Source organism: Bacteroides congonensis (assembly GCF_900130125.1).
Taxonomy (GTDB): domain Bacteria; phylum Bacteroidota; class Bacteroidia; order Bacteroidales; family Bacteroidaceae; genus Bacteroides; species Bacteroides congonensis.
On record NZ_FQXY01000011.1, the window covers coordinates 133850 to 153459 of the forward strand.

20 protein-coding genes and 1 pseudogene are annotated in these 19610 nt (G+C 44.8%); 14 read left to right on the forward strand and 7 right to left on the reverse strand.

All coding sequences use genetic code 11. The features are described 5' to 3' along the window. Nucleotides 1–22 precede the first annotated feature (22 nt). Nucleotides 23–382: pseudogene (locus BQ7997_RS26170) on the reverse strand (NAD kinase); the annotation flags it as partial. On the opposite strand from BQ7997_RS26170, the gene BQ7997_RS18095 reads away from it, so the two are divergent. From BQ7997_RS18095 to folE, 14 genes are all read left to right on the forward strand, one after another. Continuing rightward, nucleotides 360–1073 (forward strand): pyridoxine 5'-phosphate synthase, encoded by a 714-nt coding sequence (locus BQ7997_RS18095; RefSeq protein ID WP_022137726.1) that lies wholly within the window; start codon nt 360–362, stop codon nt 1071–1073. The pseudogene BQ7997_RS26170 and the gene BQ7997_RS18095 overlap by 23 nt on opposite strands. After that, complete coding sequence (locus tag BQ7997_RS18100) at nt 1073–1786, forward strand: MotA/TolQ/ExbB proton channel family protein (RefSeq protein WP_073347553.1); 714 nt, start codon at nt 1073–1075, stop codon at nt 1784–1786. The genes BQ7997_RS18095 and BQ7997_RS18100 overlap by 1 nt, the downstream gene beginning before the upstream one ends. An 81-nt stretch (nt 1787–1867) precedes the next feature. Then, entirely contained in the window at nt 1868–2284 is a 417-nt protein-coding gene (locus BQ7997_RS18105; RefSeq protein WP_073347554.1) for an ExbD/TolR family protein, read from the forward strand. 5 nt (nt 2285–2289) lie between these two features. Then, nucleotides 2290–3162, forward strand: a complete 873-nt coding sequence (locus BQ7997_RS18110; protein WP_073347555.1) for a TonB family protein — start codon at nt 2290–2292, stop codon at nt 3160–3162. A gap of 33 nt (nt 3163–3195) precedes the next feature. Further along, the gene (locus BQ7997_RS18115; RefSeq protein WP_022137722.1) at nt 3196–3747 is read left to right on the forward strand and encodes a DJ-1 family glyoxalase III; all 552 of its coding nucleotides are present in this window, start codon (nt 3196–3198) and stop codon (nt 3745–3747) included. Between the two features lie 7 nt (nt 3748–3754). Then, nucleotides 3755–4414, forward strand: coding sequence for a 2-C-methyl-D-erythritol 4-phosphate cytidylyltransferase (locus BQ7997_RS18120; RefSeq protein WP_073347556.1), 660 nt, complete (start codon nt 3755–3757; stop codon nt 4412–4414). Further along, nucleotides 4415–6511 carry an ATP-dependent DNA helicase RecG gene (gene recG / locus BQ7997_RS18125; RefSeq protein WP_073347557.1) on the forward strand — a complete coding sequence of 699 codons (2097 nt, stop codon included), beginning with the start codon at nt 4415–4417 and terminating at the stop codon, nt 6509–6511. A 223-nt stretch (nt 6512–6734) separates the two neighbouring features. Then, nucleotides 6735–7199: a nucleoside-diphosphate kinase gene (ndk, locus tag BQ7997_RS18130; protein WP_044653644.1), complete on the forward strand. Its 465-nt coding sequence runs from the start codon at nt 6735–6737 to the stop codon at nt 7197–7199. Between the two features lie 19 nt (nt 7200–7218). Continuing rightward, entirely contained in the window at nt 7219–8091 is an 873-nt protein-coding gene (locus tag BQ7997_RS18135; RefSeq protein WP_022137718.1) for a peptidoglycan DD-metalloendopeptidase family protein, read from the forward strand. A 122-nt stretch (nt 8092–8213) separates the two neighbouring features. Continuing rightward, on the forward strand, nt 8214–8756 hold the full coding sequence (locus tag BQ7997_RS18140; RefSeq protein ID WP_022137717.1) for a DUF1599 domain-containing protein: 543 nt from the start codon (nt 8214–8216) through the stop codon (nt 8754–8756). Next, on the forward strand, nt 8746–10149 hold the full coding sequence (locus tag BQ7997_RS18145) for a BT_3928 family protein (protein WP_073347558.1): 1404 nt from the start codon (nt 8746–8748) through the stop codon (nt 10147–10149). The genes BQ7997_RS18140 and BQ7997_RS18145 overlap by 11 nt, the downstream gene beginning before the upstream one ends. Before the next feature lie 68 nt (nt 10150–10217). After that, complete coding sequence (gene tpiA, locus BQ7997_RS18150; protein WP_073347559.1) at nt 10218–10976, forward strand: triose-phosphate isomerase; 759 nt, start codon at nt 10218–10220, stop codon at nt 10974–10976. 102 nt (nt 10977–11078) lie between these two features. Further along, nucleotides 11079–11528, forward strand: a complete 450-nt coding sequence (locus BQ7997_RS18155; RefSeq protein WP_073348440.1) for an SPOR domain-containing protein — start codon at nt 11079–11081, stop codon at nt 11526–11528. Between the two features lie 7 nt (nt 11529–11535). Further along, entirely contained in the window at nt 11536–12126 is a 591-nt protein-coding gene (gene folE / locus BQ7997_RS18160) for a GTP cyclohydrolase I FolE (RefSeq protein ID WP_022137713.1), read from the forward strand. 21 nt (nt 12127–12147) lie between these two features. Here the strand turns inward: folE and dnaG are convergent, their stop codons facing one another. The 6 genes from dnaG to BQ7997_RS18190 form a co-directional block, all read right to left on the reverse strand. Beyond that, complete coding sequence (dnaG, locus tag BQ7997_RS18165) at nt 12148–14241, reverse strand: DNA primase (protein ID WP_022137712.1); 2094 nt, start codon at nt 14239–14241, stop codon at nt 12148–12150. A gap of 108 nt (nt 14242–14349) precedes the next feature. Then, on the reverse strand, nt 14350–15123 hold the full coding sequence (locus BQ7997_RS18170) for a prephenate dehydrogenase (RefSeq protein WP_073347560.1): 774 nt from the start codon (nt 15121–15123) through the stop codon (nt 14350–14352). Between the two features lie 37 nt (nt 15124–15160). Further along, nucleotides 15161–16222, reverse strand: coding sequence for a bifunctional 3-deoxy-7-phosphoheptulonate synthase/chorismate mutase type II (locus tag BQ7997_RS18175; protein WP_044655600.1), 1062 nt, complete (start codon nt 16220–16222; stop codon nt 15161–15163). Between the two features lie 95 nt (nt 16223–16317). Continuing rightward, nucleotides 16318–17496, reverse strand: coding sequence for a pyridoxal phosphate-dependent aminotransferase (locus BQ7997_RS18180; protein ID WP_073347561.1), 1179 nt, complete (start codon nt 17494–17496; stop codon nt 16318–16320). After that, nucleotides 17471–18319, reverse strand: a complete 849-nt coding sequence (locus BQ7997_RS18185) for a prephenate dehydratase (RefSeq protein ID WP_073347562.1) — start codon at nt 18317–18319, stop codon at nt 17471–17473. The genes BQ7997_RS18180 and BQ7997_RS18185 overlap by 26 nt, the downstream gene beginning before the upstream one ends. 300 nt (nt 18320–18619) lie before the next feature. Then, nucleotides 18620–19582, reverse strand: a complete 963-nt coding sequence (locus BQ7997_RS18190; RefSeq protein ID WP_073347563.1) for a tetratricopeptide repeat protein — start codon at nt 19580–19582, stop codon at nt 18620–18622. Nucleotides 19583–19610: the final 28 nt, after the last annotated feature.

Here is a 19610-nt window from a genome sequence, read left to right on the forward strand (position 1 = left end):
CCCCGCCGATACTGATTACCATATCGGCTGTGAAATCATCACCGTCAAATAACTGGTCGGCTTCGATTTCCATATGCTCTGAAATCAGGAATTGATAGAACTCCCTGCATACACAGACTTCCGCTCCCCGTTTTTTCAATAACCGGAACAGATTGGCGGCATGAGAGGACTTCTTGGCCTGATAAGTATTTCCGAAGATGGCAAATTTCATAAGCGATGTCATTAGTTTCGGTTGCAAATTTGGCATTTTTTCTTGGATTTCTACTTTAAATAACCAAAAAAGAAACGAGAATGCGTTTCGTATTATTAGGCAACTAATAATAATATTTGTATTTTTGCGGCAAATATTACGTAGAACCATGACTAAATTAAGTGTAAACATAAACAAGATAGCTACGCTGAGAAATGCACGCGGTGGAAATGTGCCCAATGTAGTAAAGGTAGCGCTTGATTGTGAATCTTTTGGAGCAGACGGTATCACCGTTCATCCTCGTCCCGACGAACGCCACATCCGTCGTTCGGATGTATATGATTTGCGCCCTTTGCTGCGGACAGAATTTAATATCGAAGGTTATCCGTCGCCTGATTTTATAGACTTGGTGTTGAAGGTAAAACCGCATCAGGTAACTTTAGTGCCTGACGATCCTTCACAGATAACTTCCAATTCCGGTTGGGATACAAAAGCGAATCTGGAATTTCTGACCGAAGTTCTCGACCAGTTCAACAGCGCCGGTATCCGTACATCTGTCTTTGTGGCTGCCGACCCTGAAATGGTGGAGTATGCGGCGAAAGCAGGGGCTGACCGTGTGGAACTGTACACCGAACCGTATGCGACGGACTATCCGAAGAATCCGGAAGCAGCCATCGCCCCTTTTATCGAAGCTGCCAAAACTGCCCGTAAACTGGGTATCGGTCTGAATGCCGGACATGATTTGAGTCTTGTGAATTTAAACTATTTCTATAAAAACATTCCTTGGGTGGACGAAGTCTCTATTGGTCATGCATTGATTAGTGATGCGCTGTACTTGGGACTGGAGCGTACCATTCAGGAATATAAAAACTGTCTACGCTGATGAATGCAATGATCTTGTTGGCCCAAGGGGCTATGAATATGGCAGATTCGCTGGCTACTGCCAATCCTGTCCTGACAGAGGTGAACGCTCCTGAAATGAATATGCTTGATATGGCTATCAAGGGTGGTTGGATTATGATTGTGCTGGGTGCGCTGTCCGTAGTCTGCTTCTATATCCTTTTCGAGCGTAACTATATGATTCGCAAGGCGGGAAAAGAAGACCCCATGTTTATGGAACGCATCAAGGACTATATTCATAGCGGTGAAATCAAGGCGGCCATCAACTACTGCCGCACGATGAACACGCCTTCGGCACGTATGATAGAAAAAGGTATCAGCCGCCTGGGACGTCCCATCAACGACGTGCAGGCTGCCATCGAGAATGTCGGTAACATCGAAGTGGCGAAACTGGAAAAAGGACTGACTGTGATGGCAACCATCTCCGGTGGTGCCCCGATGCTCGGATTCCTCGGTACGGTGACCGGTATGGTACGTGCATTCTACGAAATGGCGAATGCGGGTAGCGGAAATATAGACATTACACTGCTTTCCGGCGGTATCTACGAAGCCATGATTACTACAGTCGGCGGTCTGATTGTCGGTATCATTGCCATGTTTGCCTACAACTATCTGGTGATGTTGGTAGACCGCGTGGTGAACAAGATGGAATCTCGCACGATGGAGTTCATGGACTTGTTGAACGAGCCCACATAAAGGCAGAACGAAGCCCGCGTAAAAGCAGGAAAGTAACTGAGAACGTTAATCATGAATCACTAACCACTAATCGTTAATAAAGTGGGATTAAAAAGAAGAAATAGAGTATCGCCCAATTTCAGTATGGCTTCCATGACGGACGTCATATTCCTGTTGCTGATATTCTTTATGATAACCTCTACGGTGGTGTCGCCCAACGCCATAAAAGTGCTGTTGCCGCAAGGCAAGCAGCAGACTTCCGCCAAACCGCTGACAAGAGTCGTTATTGATAAAGACCTGAACTTCTATGCCGCTTTCGGCAACGAGAAGGAACAACCGTATGCCTTGAGCGAACTGACTCCCTTCCTGCAGAGTTGTGCAGAGAAGGAACCTGAAATGTATGTGGCTTTGTATGCGGATGAATCGGTACCTTACCGTGAGATAGTACGTGTGTTGAACATCGCAAACGAGAATCATTTTAAGATGGTGCTGGCTACACGCCCGCCTGAAAATAAATAGGAACAATGGACAGAAGAAAAAAGGGTGAATACATAGGAGCGCTGGGTGCATTGTTGGTGCATGTGGCAGTGATTGCTCTTTTGATTCTGGTGAGCTTTACTGTCCCCCAACCGGATGAAGATGCAGGCGGAGTGCCTGTGATGATGGGGAATGTGGAATCGGCACGCGGCTTTGACGACCCTTCACTGGTAGATGTGGATGTGCTGGATGAAGATGCGGCAGCCCCTGCGGAGACAGCACCCGAACTTCCTTCCGAACAAGACTTGTTGACACAGACCGAAGAAGAAACGGTCACTTTAAAACCGAAAACGGAAGAACCTAAAAAAGAAACAGTGAAACCTAAAGAAGTGGCCAAACCGAAAGAACCCGTGAAGAAGCCCGAAAAAACAGAAGCAGAGAAAGCCGCCGAAGCCAAACGACTCGCTGAAGAAAAAGAGGAGCGTGAGCGCAAGGCCGCCGAAGAAGCTGCAAGAAAGAAAGTTTCCGGTGCTTTTGGAAAGGGAGCGCAAATGGAAGGAAACAAAGGGACATCGGCCGGTGGTACCGGAACTGAAGGTAGTAAGGAAGGAAATTCTTCTACCGGAGCTAAAACAGGAACGGGTGGTTATGGAACATTTGACCTCGGCGGGCGTTCTTTAGGTACGGGCAGTTTGCCAAAACCTGCATATAATGTGCAGGAAGAGGGACGTGTCGTGGTGAATATTACTGTAAACCCTGCGGGACAAGTGATTTTGACCGGCATTAATCCCCAGACAAATACTGTAAGTTCAGCGTTGCGCAAAGCCGCCGAAGATGCGGCCAAGAAAGCCCGCTTTAATACAGTGGATGGAGTGACGAACCAAACGGGAACGATCACTTATTATTTTAATTTGAGATAGAAGAAGTATCATTAACCAAAAATAAAAAGCATTATGGGAACTGTATACGCATTTTTTGCAGATGGTTTTGAAGAAATCGAAGCTTTTACTACTATTGACACGTTGAGACGTGCCGGAATGAATGTGGAAATCGTATCCGTTACACCGGATGAAATTGTAGTCGGAGCACATGACGTGTCTGTCCTTTGCGATGTCAACTTCGAGAATTGCGATTTCTTTGATGCTGAACTTTTGTTCTTGCCGGGTGGAATGCCGGGAGCCGCTACGCTTGATAAGCACGAAGGGTTGCGCAAGCTAATCCTTAACTTCGCGGAAAAGGGCAAGCCTATTGCTGCCATTTGCGCAGCTCCGATGGTATTGGGTAAACTGGGACTGCTGAAAGGCAGGAAAGCTACCTGCTATCCTAGCTTCGAGCAATATCTGGATGGCGCTGAATGTGTCAATGAACACGTAGTGCGTGACGGAAATATCATCACAGGTATGGGGCCGGGCGCTGCCATGGAATTTGCTTTGACTATTGTTGACCTGTTGGCAGGTAAAGAAAAAGTAGACGAGCTGGTAGAAGCGATGTGCGTTAAACGCTAAGCTGTCCATGAAGAAATCTGTTATTATTGTCGCCGGTGGAAAGGGCTTGCGGATGGGAAGTGAACTTCCGAAACAATTCCTTCCTGTCGGTGGTAAACCTGTGTTGATGCATACGCTGGAAGTATTCCGGAAGTATGACGCTGCACTTCAGATTATATTAGTGCTTCCAAAAGAGCAACAGGACTTTTGGAGGCAACTCTGCAAGGAACAGGGTTTTGCCGTGGAACACCTGATTGCCGACGGCGGTGAAACACGTTTCCATTCCGTAAAGAATGGACTGGCATTGGTGCAGGCTCCCGGATTGGTGGGAGTGCATGACGGTGTCCGTCCATTTGTCTCGATAGACGTGATAAGTCGTTGCTATGATTTGGCAAAAGAGCGGAAAGCGGTGATTCCGGTGATTGACGTGGTAGAGACATTGCGCCATTTGACGGACGGCGGAAGTGAAACGGTCAGCCGCAATGACTATAAATTGGTGCAAACTCCGCAAGTCTTTGATGTGGAATTACTGAAACAGGCTTATGCGCAGGAGTTTACTCCGTTCTTTACCGATGACGCTTCGGTGGTAGAAGCAATGGGTGTACCTGTATATCTTGCAGAAGGTAACCGTGAAAATATAAAGATAACAACTCCTTTCGACCTGAAAGTAGGGAGTGCTCTGTTGTAAATGTTCGATTTAGCCACACGCGACATAAAATTTATCTCCGGTGTAGGGCCACAGAAGGCTGCCGTATTAAATAAGGAGTTGGAAATCTACTCTTTGCATGATTTAATTTATTACTTCCCTTACAAATACGTTGACCGGAGCCGCATCTATTACATTCATGAAATAGATGGCAATATGCCGTATATCCAGTTGAAAGGAGAAATACTGGGTTTCGAAACCATCGGCGAAGGGCGTCAACGGCGCCTGACTGCCCATTTCTCGGACGGAACGGGAGTCGTGGACTTAGTATGGTTTCAGGGAATAAAGTATATCTTAGGTAAATATAAACTTCATGAAGAATATATCATCTTCGGCAAACCGACTGTTTTCAACGGACGTATCAATGTAGCCCATCCCGATATAGACAAGGCGGATGAACTGAAACTTTCTTCCGTAGGCCTGCAACCTTATTATAATACGACGGAGAAAATGAAACGCAGTTTCCTCAATTCTCATGCAATAGAGAAGATGATGGCAACTGTGATTCAGCAGCTACAAGAACCTCTGCCCGAAACACTCTCTCCCAAGTTATTGGCAGAACATCATCTGATGCCGTTGACGGAAGCCCTTCGAAATATCCATTTCCCGACCAATCCCGATTTGCTTCGCAGGGCGCAGTACCGCCTTAAATTCGAGGAACTGTTTTATGTGCAACTCAATATCCTTCGATATGCCAAAGACAGACAAAGGAGATACCGTGGCTATATCTTCGAAAAGGTGGGCGATGTATTCAATACATTTTATACAAAGAACCTTCCTTTCCAACTTACAGGTGCGCAGAAACGAGTATTGAAAGAGATACGTAACGATGTAGGCAGCGGCCGGCAGATGAACCGTCTTTTGCAGGGAGATGTGGGAAGCGGAAAAACACTGGTTGCCTTGATGAGTATGTTGTTCGCTTTGGATAACGGCTATCAGGCATGCATGATGGCGCCTACCGAAATCCTGGCAAACCAGCACTATGAAACCATAAAAGAACTGCTTTTCGGGATGGACATCCGTGTCGAACTACTGACCGGCTCTATCAAAGGAAAAAAACGGGAAGCTATCCTTACCGGATTATTGAACGGAGACGTGAATATCCTGATTGGGACGCACGCCGTCATTGAGGATACTGTCAACTTCTCCTCGCTGGGTTTTGTGGTTATTGACGAACAGCACCGTTTCGGTGTGGCACAACGCGCCCGTCTCTGGAGTAAGAATAATCAACCTCCACATGTCCTTGTAATGACTGCCACCCCCATTCCCCGTACATTGGCAATGACACTATATGGTGATCTGGACGTATCTGTAATTGATGAACTTCCTCCCGGACGAAAACCAATTACCACTGTTCACCAGTTTGATAATCGTCGGGAAAGTATGTATCGTTTCGTGCAGAAACAAATAGACGAAGGACGGCAGGTTTATATCGTTTATCCTTTGATAAAGGAAAGCGAAAAGATTGATTTAAAGAACCTTGAAGAAGGTTATCAGCATATCCTTGAGGAGTTTCCCAAATGCATGGTGTGCAAAGTGCATGGTAAAATGAAATCTGCCGAGAAAGACGAGCAGATGCAACTTTTCATTTCGGGAAAGGCACAGATAATGGTAGCCACCACAGTCATTGAAGTGGGAGTGAACGTACCGAACGCTTCGGTGATGATTATAGAAAATGCCGAACGTTTCGGACTGTCGCAGTTGCATCAGTTGCGCGGTCGGGTAGGGCGTGGTGCCGAACAGTCTTATTGTATCCTGGTGACCAATTATAAACTGACCGAGGACACCCGGAAACGACTGGAAATTATGGTGCGCACCAATGACGGCTTTGAAATAGCCGAGGCGGATTTAAAACTTCGTGGCCCCGGTGACCTTGAGGGGACACAGCAAAGTGGTGTCGCTTTCGATTTGAAGATTGCCGATATAGCCCGTGACGGACAACTGCTGCAATATGTCCGTTCCATAGCCGAAGGAATTGTGGAACAAGACCCCGCAGCACAGAATCCGGAGAACGAAATTCTGTGGCGGCAACTCAAATCCCTGCGGAAAACGAATGTTAACTGGGCTGCCATTAGTTGAAAAACGGTTAAACATACGGTTTATTTGCGTAAATGTGTTGCATAACATATTTAATCCCTATCTCTCCTATTTATAGGGGTTTAAAGACTCATTTCTTATCCCTTTTGTCGCTAACCATCTGAAAAATAGTTAATAACTCTCTTGTTGTTTCAAAGGAAAATACTACCTTTGGGGGAATTTTTTTAGTAAATGTATCGTTTAACCAATTGAAAAGTCGAGTATTATGCTTGAAAAAACGCTGGTCATTTTAAAACCATGTACCCTTCAACGGGGATTGATTGGTGAGATTACTCATCGTTTCGAACGTAAAGGATTACGGTTGGCCGGCATGAAGATGATGCAACTGACTGATGAATTACTAAGCGAACATTATGCCCACCTCAGTGGCAAAGAATTCTTTCAACGTGTGAAAGATTCCATGATGACAGCTCCTGTTATCGTTTGTTGTTTCGAGGGTGTGGATGCTATTCAAACAGTCCGTACGTTGGCGGGACCGACTAATGGACGTCTGGCTGCTCCGGGAACCATTCGCGGAGATTACAGTATGAGCTTTCAAGAGAATATAGTTCATGCTTCTGATTCACCGGAAACCGCAGCTATTGAATTAATGAGATTTTTTAAACCGGAAGAAATATTCGAATACAAACAGGCGACGTTTGACTACCTGTATGCTAACGACGAATATTAAATGAATTGACAAAGAACGAATGAATTTCAATTGCATTATTAAAACTGGATTGGTAGCTGTAGCGGCTATGGTTAGTCTGAGCTCTTTCTCTCAAGACCTGATTGCCCGCCAGGCACCGATAGACAAAAAACTAAAATCAGTAGACTCTTTGGCCTTGCAAAAGCAAATCCGTGCCGAACAGTCCGAATATCCCGCCCTGAGTCTTTATCCTAACTGGAACAACCAGTATGTACACGCTTACGGAAATGCCATTATCCCCGAAACTTACACTATCGACCTGACAGGTTTCCATATGCCGACTCCGAGTACGAAAATTACTTCGCCTTTCGGCCCTCGTTGGAGAAGAATGCATAATGGTCTGGACTTGAAAGTGAATATCGGTGATACTATTGTTGCCGCATTCGATGGTAAAGTGCGTATTGTAAAATACGAGCGTAGAGGATATGGTAAATATGTCGTTATCCGTCATGATAATGGATTGGAAACTGTATATGGTCACTTGTCCAAGCAATTGGTTGAAGAAAACCAATTGGTGAAAGCCGGAGAAGTAATCGGTTTGGGTGGTAATACAGGACGTTCTACTGGTTCACATCTTCATTTTGAAACCCGTTTCTTGGGAATTGCAATCAATCCGGTTTATATGTTTGACTTCCCGAAACAGGATATCGTAGCCGATACTTATACGTTCAGGAAGACAAAAGGCGTGAAACGCGCAGGCTCACATGATACTCAGGTAGCTGATGGCGCAATTCGTTATCACAAGGTGAAGAGTGGTGATACTTTGTCCCGCATTGCCAAATTGCGTGGTGTATCAGTCAGCACACTTTGTAAATTGAACCGCATCAAGCCGACTACAACTTTGCGTATCGGACAGGTTTTGCGCTGTTCATAAACTCGCTTGCTTATAAAACAGTAATACAATAGCTTTTGAAGAGGGCACTTTAATATAATTTAGAGTGCCCTCTTTCTGTTTTTACTTAATTATTGTTACCTTTGCGCACTATTTGGAAGAAGATGAAAGATACCAAGCAACAATTTGAACATGTCATCGCTTTGTGCCGTGACTTATTTTCCAAGAAGCTGCACGATTACGGGCCTGCGTGGCGTATTCTGCGTCCGGCTTCAGTAACCGACCAGATTTTTATCAAAGCCAACCGGATCCGTAGTATTGAAACCAAGGGGGTGACCTTGATTGACGAAGGAATCCGTGCCGAATTTATTGCGATTGTCAATTATGGCATCGTCGGACTTATCCAGTTGGAACTGGGATATGCCGAATCTGCCGATATCAGCAATGAAGAAGCGATGGCTTTATACGATAAATATGCCAAGGAAGCATTGGAACTGATGCTTGCCAAGAATCATGACTATGATGAAGCTTGGCGTAGTATGCGTGTCAGCTCTTACACAGACTTGATTCTGATGAAGATATACCGCACCAAGCAGATTGAAACTCTATCCGGCAATACGTTGGTATCCGAGGGGATTGACGCCAATTATATGGATATGATAAATTACTCTGTTTTCGGACTGATAAAGATAGAATTTGAAGGATAAGAACTTACATATTATTCAGAAAGTCATAGCGAATACCGGTCGCTTTCTTTTGGCGGCTTCGTTCATCTTTTCCGGATTTGTCAAGGCAGTTGATCCGCTGGGCTTCCAGTATAAGATACAGGATTATCTGACTGCATTCGGCATGGCTTCCTGGTTCCCTTCATTTTTCCCTTTGCTGGGCGGTATAGTACTGTCTGCCATTGAGTTTTTTGTCGGTATATCCCTGTTCTTTGGTACGCGGAGAACGCTTGCTTCTTCATTGGCACTGATGCTGATGATTGTCATGACACCACTGACTTTGTATCTTGCCCTCTTCGATCCGGTTTCGGACTGCGGTTGTTTTGGTGATGCGTGGGTGTTGACAAATTGGGAAACATTTGGCAAGAATGTCATATTGCTACTTGCAGCAATTGCAGCATTCCACTATAGGACGATGCTGACCCGCTTTATTAGTGTGAAAATGGAATGGCTGGTTTCTTTATACACATTGTTTTTTGTATTTACCCTGTCATTCTATTGTTTGGATCGTCTGCCGGTTTTAGATTTTCGCCCCTACAAGATAGGAAAGAATATCCTGGAGGGAATGACAATGCCCGAAGGGGCAAAACCTAGTGTATACGAAAGTGTCTTTATCCTGGAGAAAAATGGAGAAAAGAAAGAATTTACGCTGGATAACTATCCGGACAGTACATGGACATTTGTAGACACACGCACTGTACTCAAAGAGAAAGGATATGAACCGGCCATCCACGATTTCTCCATGATGGACTTGAGCACTGGAAATGATATTACACAAGATGTATTGACTGATATGGGATACACTTTCCTGTTGGTCGCCCATCGGATTGAAGAAGCGGATGACAGTAACATTGACTTGATTAACGAAATATATGACTACTCGGTGGAGCATGGCTATAAGTTCTATTGCCTGACCTCTTCACCGGAAGAACAGATAGAATTGTGGAAGGATAAGACCGGAGCGGAATATCCTTTCTGTCAGATGGATGATATAACGTTGAAGACGATGGTACGTTCTAATCCGGGATTGATGTTGATAAAGAACGGAACGATTCTGAATAAATGGAGCGACGAGGATATACCGGATGAATATGTGCTGACTGACAAACTGGAAAATATACCGTTGGGACAACAAAAGATGGAGAGCGATGTTCACACCGTGGGATATGTATTCTTGTGGTTCATTATTCCATTGTTGCTGGTATTGGGAGTGGATGTTTTGGTCGTTCGTCGTAGAGAACGGAAATCCGTAAAGAGGAAGCAGCAGGAAGATGCCCTGAAAGCAACCGAAGCTCAAGAACTGACGGACAGTGCCCGGAAGCCGACAGACAACGCGCCAATGTCAGTTGATAACTCCAACAGGGTGAAGCCATAGACTATTAAATAGAAAATCGTAAATAAGAGAATAGTAAATTTATTAACCCTTTAAATAAAGAAAACAAAATGAGAAAGAACATTGTCGCAGGAAACTGGAAAATGAACAAAACCCTTCAAGAGGGTATCGCTTTGGCAAAAGAACTGAACGAAGCATTGGCTAACGAAAAGCCCAATTGTGATGTAATCATCTGTACTCCGTTTATTCACTTGGCTTCTGTTACTCCGTTGGTAGACGCTGCCAAGATCGGTGTAGGTGCTGAAAACTGTGCAGACAAAGCGTCAGGTGCATACACAGGTGAAGTTTCTGCTGAAATGGTTGCTTCTACCGGTGCTAAATATGTAATTCTGGGTCACTCTGAACGTCGTGCTTACTACGGTGAAACAGTTGCTATCCTTGAAGAAAAAGTAAAATTGGCTTTGGCTAACAGTCTGACTCCGATTTTCTGTATCGGTGAAGTATTGGAAGAACGCGAAGCTAACAAGCAGAATGAAGTAGTAGCTGCTCAGATGGAATCTGTATTCTCTCTGTCTGCTGAAGACTTCTCTAAGATTGTGTTGGCTTACGAACCGGTTTGGGCTATCGGTACAGGTAAAACTGCTACTCCTGAACAAGCACAGGAAATCCACGCTTTCATCCGTTCAATCGTGGCTGACAAGTATGGCAAGGAAATCGCTGATAATACTTCTATCCTTTACGGTGGTAGCTGCAAGCCTTCTAACGCTAAAGAACTGTTCTCTAACCCGGACGTTGACGGTGGTTTGATTGGTGGTGCTGCTTTGAAAGTATCTGATTTCAAAGGTATCATTGATGCATTTAACGCATAATTAAAACTTATTTCAGGCACGGATTTCACGGATTACACGGTTTAGTGTATGAAATCAGAAACCGTGTAATCCGCGTAATCCGTGCCTAATATTATTTATAAAATGAGAAAACTAGCTTTACTTACTTTATTGTTGGTCTTGGCAAGTGTCGGCGCACAAGCACAGGGCATTGTCAAAAGCCTGGAACGTACAGTGCCGGGACAGGGAAAGGTGGCTATTCATCAAGACCCCCGTATTGGAGCTCTGATTGGTGTGGAACGTCCTGCGACAGGAGAACAGAAAGTAATAAAGACTTCCGGATACCGGATACAGGCGTATGCCGGTAATAATACCCGTCAGGCTAAGAATGATGCTTATCATGTAGCCTCGCGTGTTAAAGAATATTTCCCGGAGTTGCCGATATATACTTCATTCACTCCTCCCCGCTGGCTTTGCCGTGTGGGTGATTTCAGGAGTATTGAAGAGGCGGACGCGATGATGCGTCGGTTGAAAGCTACCGGTGTGTTCAAAGAGGTCTCTATTGTAAGAGATCAGATAAATATCCCTTTATAAATCTATCATGTTAGGAAAAGAAGAAATTATCTCTCCGAATCTGGAAGAGTTGAAAAGTCATTATCATAGTATTATAACTTTGTTGGGCGAAGATGCTGAACGGGAAGGGTTGTTGAAAACTCCGGAACGGGTGGCTAAGGCAATGTTAAGTTTGACAAAGGGATACCATATGGATCCTCACGAAGTGCTCCGCTCTGCTAAATTTCAGGAAGAATATAGTCAGATGGTGATTGTAAAGGACATTGATTTCTTCTCTCTCTGCGAACATCATATGCTGCCGTTCTACGGAAAGGCGCACGTGGCTTATATCCCTAACGGCTATATCACCGGGTTGAGCAAGATTGCCCGTGTAGTCGATATTTTCTCTCATCGCCTGCAAGTGCAGGAACGCATGACGCTGCAAATCAAAGAGTGTATCCAGGAAACACTGAATCCATTGGGAGTGATGGTTGTAGTGGAAGCAAAACATATGTGTATGCAGATGCGTGGTGTGGAAAAGCAGAACTCTATTACTACTACCTCAGATTTTACAGGCGCCTTCAATCAGGCAAAGACTCGCGAAGAGTTTATGAATCTCATTCAACACGGGCGGGTATAAACAGTTTCCCGCCTTAGGAGATTAGCGCAAGACGACGCGGTCTCCCAGACGTTTAGCCATAATGCTTTGGACTGTTCTTAGTTCATTATAGCGTTGCATCAACGAATCGCACTTTTCATTATCGTGCGCTAGTGCAGGGTCTTGCAAAGCATAAAGCATATGCTTTAACTCTTCCGTTACAATGGCATATTTGAAGTTAATCATCAGCATTGGAACCAGTTCATAAAGACGTTCCTCATCTGTCACAATCTTCTGTGACTTGGAATGATATTTACTAAGCTGATAACGTACATTAATCAAGTCCACACTCAGTTTACTGATAACCTGATCGGGATGCGCCAGAAAATAGCGTTCCGCTACGAAACCTGAATCGTGCATATGTGCGGCGGCTTCCGACAACATTTGGCGGTGTAACGGATTATGAAAAGCCAAATCATCTTCTTTCAAGTCGTTGATGACGTACTCTATAACGGTCACCGGAATCTCGTTTCCTTCTTCATCCGTCAGATTACACATGACTTTTTCTCCATAGCGGACTACCGCCTGCAATATCAGTCGCTCGAATTTATAGAACTCCTGTCCTTCTTTTCCTTCCTGTGGAATAAAAGAAGCATAGTTATCTTCTTGTGGCGGGAAAGGGGCTTCTGTATATCCGGCATCAGCAACTTCCGGTGGTAACGGAACATCACCGTCCGTCATGGGGATATTACCATTCGCTTCTCCCTGCTGACCTTGTTGAGCCATCGTAGCTGTTCGCTGGGCAATCCGGCGATCACGTTCAGTCTGTTCGGCACGTTTTTCTGCTTGTGTTTCCCTTCTTTTGGCAACTTCCGAGACCAGCAGTTTGTCTTCTACATGCAGTAACTGTGCGCATTCTTTGATATATACATCCCGTACAATCGCTTCCGGTATGACGGAGATGCTTTGTACCAAGTTGCCGATCAACTCTGCCCGTTTGATAGGATCTTTTCCGGCATCTTCCAGCAGCAAGTTGGTCTTGAAGCGGATAAAGTCCGTCTCATGCTCCGATATGAAGGCTTGGAATTCCGTAGAGTTATGTTTGCGGGCAAAAGAGTCCGGGTCGTCGCCATCGGGCAGCAGACAAACTTTGATATTCATGCCTTCTTCAAGCAGCATATCAATGCCTCGGATAGAAGCCTTTATACCCGCTGCGTCGCCGTCATAGAGCACAGTCATATTATTGGTGAACCGGTGAATCATACGGATTTGTCCCGGTGTAAGAGCCGTTCCCGAAGAAGCTACCACGTTTTCTATACCGGATTGATGCATGGAAATGACATCCGTGTAACCTTCTACCAGGAAGCAACGGTCTTGCTTCACAATTGCCTGTTTGGCAAAATAGATACCGTATAATTCGTTACTCTTATGGTAAATCTCCGATTCTGGAGAGTTGACATATTTGACTTTTACGCCTTTGGTGGCACTGGCAAGCACACGTCCGCCGAAGGCCACTACTTTACCGGAAAGAGTATGAACGGGGAAAATGACACGTCCCCAAAAACGATCCCGCAAACGATGATCGTCTGTCTCATAGCAAAGTCCTGTCTTTACGAGATATTCCTTCTTATATCCTTTCTGTAAAGCTTCCTTGGAGAAAGCATCATGACTATCAGTACAATATCCCAATTGGAACTTCTCGATAATGTCATCCCGGAAACCACGGTTACGGAAATAAGCCATACCGATGCTACGACCGTCTATATGGTTCTTCAGTATATTCTGAAAGTAGTCGCGTGCGAAGTTATTAACAATAAACAGACTTTCGCGTTCGCTCTGCACAAACTTCTCTTCATCGCTCAGCTCCCGTTCCTTAATCTCGATATTGTATTTCTTGGCAAGGTATCTCAGAGCTTCCGGATAAGACATCTGCTCGTGTTCCATGATGAAGTGCACCGCGTTTCCACCTTTGCCACACGCAAAGCATTTGCAAAGCCCTTTGGCGGGAGAAACGTAAAAAGAAGGTGTCTTGTCACTATGAAACGGGCACAAACCGACGTAATTGACACCACGCTTGCGCAGGGTGACAAAATCTGAAACGACATCCATAATCTGTGCCGCATCCAATATCCGGTCTATGGTAACTTGATCTATCATTCTTTCTCCTGTGAATCTGTTTTTGCGGATACAAAGGTACATATAAAAAAATCCCCTGCAAAGAACTTTTTTGCAGGGGAGCGTTAAATCTTATATGCCGGTTAGGAATTATTTAATCTTCTCCCGAATCTTCGTCAGATACTTTTTCATCCCTTCCGCATCCTTGTTTTCGATGATTTCGAGAAGGTTTTTCAACTCGGTGCGGATATTGGTCACTTGTCCCGGAGTACGTGGATTGAACAGGATTTCCTGAAGCAGATAATCATCCTCGCTCAATAGCCCCTTGGCGATAGCCATGTGCTTCTTGAACGTAGTTCCCGGAGCTTCCTGATGCTTCATTACGGCTGCGAATACGAAAGTCGAGACGAACGGGATAGAAAGCGAGTAGGCCACTGTCTCGTCATGTTCGTCGAATGTGTATTCGAAAATATTCAGCCGTAACGTTTGGTAAAGGTCTTTGAAGAATATCTTTCCCAAATGATCCCCCTCACTGATGATAATGGCATTTTCGCTGCTCAGGTTACTGAGACTGGCGAAAGTTGGGCCAAACATCGGGTGACTGGAAACGTAACGGAAACCGCTTTCTTCATAAAACTTCTTCAGTCCTGTTTTTACAGAGGCAATGTCACTAATGATACAGTCTTTGGGAAGTACGGGCAATACTTTACGAAAAGCATCCAGCGTGTACTTTACGGTGACGGCATTAATAACCAGTTCCGGTTCGAATTCCTTAATCTCCTCTAATGTAGTGAAACGATACGTGTTATAGACAAAGCGCAACTGGTGCGGGTTGACGTCATACACGGCCGTCTCGTGTTGAAAGCTCAAAATATCAGTAAAGAAGGAACCCATTTTTCCGGCTCCAAGGATTAATATTCTCATATTCTTATTTATTTAATAGTAAGTAGTCAATACCTGACTACTTATTGATAATTTCCATCTGCTGACGAACAGATTCCTCGTGGATGGCTTCGAAGATTTTCTTCATAAATTCGGCATCCATGCCACATTGCTCTCCTTGTGTACCGCGTTTTTCGAGAATCTCATTGTAACGTCCGGTTTGGAGTACCGTGATACTATGTTCTTTCTTGAATGTACCGATTTCACGGGCAACACGCATTCTTTTTGCAAGTTCCTGGATGATGTTATCATCACATTCGTCAATCTGTTTGCGCAATAGGCTCAGGCTTTCCGTAGATTGGGTTTCGGTGCGGATAACCAGCAGGTTGAGAATGTAATCGAGTACATCGGGAGTAACCTGTTGCGAAGCGTCGCTCCATGCACAATCCGGGTTGCAGTGACTTTCTACAATCAGCCCGTCGAAATTCAAGTCCATCGCTTGTTGGCAGAGCGGAGCCACCAGTTCACGTTTTCCACCGATGTGACTCGGGTCACAGAAAATCGGGAGATTAGGAATGCGGCGACGCAGTTCGATAGGAATGTGCCATTGGGGAAGATTACGGTAAATCTTCTTATCGTAGCTGCTGAAACCACGATGGATAGCACCCAAACGTTTCAGACCTGCATTGTTGATACGTTCCAAAGCTCCGATCCATAATTCAAGGTCAGGATTCACAGGGTTCTTGACAAGTACAGGGATATCTACCCCTTTCAGAGCGTCAGCGATTTCCTGTACGGCGAAAGGATTCGCAGTGGTACGTGCGCCTACCCAAAGGATATCAATTCCGGCTTTCAGACATTCATAAACGTGCTTGGCGGTTGCTACTTCGGTAGAAACATACATACCAGTTTCCTTCTTTACTTCTTTCAGCCAGGCAAGACCTTCCACACCGATTCCTTCGAAACCACCCGGTTTGGTACGCGGTTTCCAAATTCCGGCACGGTATATCTTCTGACCCTTAGCTGCCAGTTGCCTGGCTGTATCCATCACTTGTTCTTCAGTCTCTGCACTACATGGGCCGGCTATGACAATCGGTCTTTTAGCTTCAATGCCCGGTAATAAAATTGATTCGAGTTCCATATTCTTATTTGTTTTTACTTTTATTCTTGTTTATTGTAACGACTCTGGCGGTATATCGTTTTTGATTATCAACAATCTCCTTTTCTTGTGAACGGTCAGAGTCTTTTGATTCTTTCCAATGCTTCCGCTAATTTTGCATCCTTGCAGCAGAGGGAGATACGAATATATCTTGCTCCGTTACTGCCAAAGATAAATCCCGGCGTGATAAACACTCTTGCTTCGTGTAGCACTTTTTCCGTCAGTTCTTCCACGTCTTTGCAAGAAGCCGGAATCTTTCCCCAAAGGAACATTCCTACTTGCTTTTCATCGTAAGTACAACCCAATGTTTTCATAATTTCACCGGCAAGATGGCGGCGGTTGCGATAATTCTCATTGTTGCCTTCGTACCAGTCTGCTTCTGCTTCCAAGGCTGTTGCTGCCGCCAACTGCATAGCGCGGAACATTCCGCTGTCGATATTGCTTTTTACTTTCAATATCCATTGTACGAATTCAGGGTTCGACGCTAACATTCCGATACGCCATCCCGGCATATTGTGGCTTTTACTCATGGAGTTGAACTCAATACAACATTCTTTAGCTCCCGGCACACTCAGGATACTGATAGGTTTTTCATTCAGTATGAAGCTATACGGATTATCGTTCACAATCACAATATTCTTACGACGGGCGAAGTCAACGAGACGCTCATACAGTTCGGGAGTTGCGTTAGCACCAGTCGGCATATTCGGATAGTTAGTCCACATCAGCTTCACACGGCTTAAGTCCATCTTTTCCAAAGTCTCGAAGTCAGGCATCCAACCATCCTCTTCTTTCAGGTCATAGTTGATAACTTCCGCGCCGAGTATCTTACTTAGAGAGGTATAAGTAGGGTATCCCGGATTCGGAACCAACACTTGCTCACCCGGATTGACGAATGCCAGCGTGACATGAAGAATACCTTCTTTCGAACCGATCAATGGTTGTATTTCCGTATTCGGATTCAGTTCTACTCCATACCAGCGTTGATACCAATTGGCGAAACCTTTGCGAAGTTCAGGGATACCTACATACGGCTGATAACCGTGTCCGTTGGGGTCGTGGGCATTGTTGCACAATGTCTCGATGGTCTTTGCCGAAGGCGGCATATCAGGGCTTCCGATACCCAGGCTGATAACGTCTTTTCCTTCTGCGTTCATCTGTGCTACCTCTTTCAGTTTCTTGGAGAAGTAGTATTCGCTTACACTTGCCAGTCTGTCGGCAGGAGCGATCTTATACATTTGACTTTCCTTCTGCATATTCGCCTAATGTTTTGAGTTCTTTAGTTAATGGAGTGATTGCTGCAATAGATTGCTTATATCTTAGGTAATCGTTGAAAGCTACATCTACGTAAAATTGATATTCCCATTCACGTCCGATAATCGGCAACGATTGTATCTTGGTCAGATTAATATTGTAAAAAGATAGAATAGATAATACTTGTGACAAACTGCCTTCGGTATGCGGTAGAGTGAATACCATACTTGCCTTATTGGTTGCGTTGGCGTGATGCTGGCGAAGTCCGTCTACCTGCCAGGGATCGGCAACGACCAGGAAACGGGTGAAATTGTGTTTGTTAGTTTCGATACCTTCCTGAAGGATTTTCATTCCGTAGCGTTCTGCCGCTGCCTTAGAGCAGATGGCTGCATGTCCTTTCAGGTTGTCCTTTTTGATGATTTCAGCGCTGCGGGCGGTATCTTCACCTTCCACCACTTTCAGTTGCGGATGCTGATTCAGAAAATCACGGCATTGCATCAGGGCGATGGGATGGGAGTTAACTTCCGTCAGGTCTTCCCAACTTTCGTCGGGCAGGCAGACGAAGCTGTGAGAAATACGTAGTTTGTATTCACCGATAATCTGCGTACCGCTTTGTCTCAACAACTCATTGTTGTGCAGCAAGCTTCCCGCAATCGTATTTTCGATGGCTAGCATTCCGATAACCTGGCTGTCTTTTCGTATCGAACTAAACACGTCCTCGAAGTTGGCACAACAGATTAACTCTATTTCTTCTCCCTCGAAGTACTTGTGTGCGGCGATATCATGATATGAGCCGAGTGTTCCTTGAATTGCTATCTTTTTCATTGTTCTAATGTATTATATAAAAAAATCCCGCGTCCATATCGGAGCGGGATTCATATGATTGATTTCTCTATTCAGTCCTTAAGCATCACTGTCACTTGATACATACAAACTCCCGCTCTACTTTGTTGCTAAAGTAAAAGTAAAAAAAGAAGTAATATGCATAAGTAAATGATCTCATACGAGTCTTTGTTTTTTGCTTTGGTTTCTAATTCTGGGGACAAAAGTAATACTTTTCTGTTAAACGCAAACAAAAAGCGATACTTTTTTTGTTTTCTTGCCTGAAATATATGAAAAGGACACTTAAAAGATGCCGGGAAGTGCTTCCGGCTTTGGTTCCAGGTTCTTGAATTCACCGTTTAAGCTGGCTTCATCTTTCGGATTCAATTCCAGTGACTTCTTCATATCTTCCACAGAACCGTCCTTGTCTCCGTTCAACAGTTTGGCACGTCCGCGTTCCTTGTAGGCTTCCGCGAAATTCGGGTTTAGTTCGATAGCCTCATCAAACAGAGCGATGGCTTCCGTCAGTTTCTTTTGGTTGATATAAAGTTGGCCTAAATATAGGTATGCCTGTTCGTTGAAAGGATTTATTTCCGTGACAAGCCGGTAGTCCGCTTCCGCTTCTTCAGCCTGCCCGTTCGCCTCTTTCACTTTCCCGCGCAGGAGTATGGCTGTTTCTTCTTCCGGATTTTGGGCAAGTACAGCATCTATGTCTTCCATCATTTCGTTGTACTGTCTCAGATTCAGTAGAGCTTCCGCACGTAGCAGGCGGGCTTCGATGAAATCATCTTTCAAAGTGATGGCCTTCGTGAGATGAGCAATGGCCATCAAGTCGTCGTCCTGTCCTTGGCGGGCTTTTCCCAAGAGATAATGCGCTACGGCATTTCCTTCTTCGATGGCAATCGCCTTGTTGGCGGCTTCTTCCATCGCCTGATAATCTTCCTGGATGAAACATACATTGGCTAATGTAAGGAAGGTATTCGTGATATGCGGTTCCATTACAGCCATTTTCTCCAACAGTTCGCGGGCTTTTGCCGTATCTTCCATTTGGATGTAGAGTTGGCTGAGATACCCCATTGTTTCAAACTCTTCCTCAATAGCAAGAGCTTCAGTGAAACATTTTATGGCATAATCCGGACGTCCCATACGTTGCGCACGCAAACCGTCATATTTGAAAATATCGAATCTTTTCTGATCGTTTTTCTGCTTTTCATTCTCCGGAGTTTCAGACTTGCCGGAGAAGAAAGATTTAAAAAAGTTCGGCATGATATGTTGTTTTTAAGTTTATCTGCAA

Coding starts and splice junctions, on each gene's coding strand:
- BQ7997_RS18175 (WP_044655600.1), bottom strand. CDS start 16,222: ATGGAACTCGAATCAATTTTATTACCGGGCATTGAAGCTAAAAGACCG.
- recG (WP_073347557.1), top strand. CDS start 4,415: ATGTTCGATTTAGCCACACGCGACATAAAATTTATCTCCGGTGTAGGG.
- dnaG (WP_022137712.1), bottom strand. CDS start 14,241: ATGATAGATCAAGTTACCATAGACCGGATATTGGATGCGGCACAGATT.
- BQ7997_RS18100 (WP_073347553.1), top strand. CDS start 1,073: ATGAATGCAATGATCTTGTTGGCCCAAGGGGCTATGAATATGGCAGAT.
- BQ7997_RS18140 (WP_022137717.1), top strand. CDS start 8,214: ATGAAAGATACCAAGCAACAATTTGAACATGTCATCGCTTTGTGCCGT.
- BQ7997_RS18120 (WP_073347556.1), top strand. CDS start 3,755: ATGAAGAAATCTGTTATTATTGTCGCCGGTGGAAAGGGCTTGCGGATG.
- BQ7997_RS18180 (WP_073347561.1), bottom strand. CDS start 17,496: ATGCAGAAGGAAAGTCAAATGTATAAGATCGCTCCTGCCGACAGACTG.
- BQ7997_RS18110 (WP_073347555.1), top strand. CDS start 2,290: ATGGACAGAAGAAAAAAGGGTGAATACATAGGAGCGCTGGGTGCATTG.
- tpiA (WP_073347559.1), top strand. CDS start 10,218: ATGAGAAAGAACATTGTCGCAGGAAACTGGAAAATGAACAAAACCCTT.
- BQ7997_RS18095 (WP_022137726.1), top strand. CDS start 360: ATGACTAAATTAAGTGTAAACATAAACAAGATAGCTACGCTGAGAAAT.
- BQ7997_RS18185 (WP_073347562.1), bottom strand. CDS start 18,319: ATGAAAAAGATAGCAATTCAAGGAACACTCGGCTCATATCATGATATC.
- BQ7997_RS18155 (WP_073348440.1), top strand. CDS start 11,079: ATGAGAAAACTAGCTTTACTTACTTTATTGTTGGTCTTGGCAAGTGTC.
- BQ7997_RS18135 (WP_022137718.1), top strand. CDS start 7,219: ATGAATTTCAATTGCATTATTAAAACTGGATTGGTAGCTGTAGCGGCT.
- BQ7997_RS18190 (WP_073347563.1), bottom strand. CDS start 19,582: ATGCCGAACTTTTTTAAATCTTTCTTCTCCGGCAAGTCTGAAACTCCG.
- BQ7997_RS18115 (WP_022137722.1), top strand. CDS start 3,196: ATGGGAACTGTATACGCATTTTTTGCAGATGGTTTTGAAGAAATCGAA.
- folE (WP_022137713.1), top strand. CDS start 11,536: ATGTTAGGAAAAGAAGAAATTATCTCTCCGAATCTGGAAGAGTTGAAA.
- BQ7997_RS18170 (WP_073347560.1), bottom strand. CDS start 15,123: ATGAGAATATTAATCCTTGGAGCCGGAAAAATGGGTTCCTTCTTTACT.
- ndk (WP_044653644.1), top strand. CDS start 6,735: ATGCTTGAAAAAACGCTGGTCATTTTAAAACCATGTACCCTTCAACGG.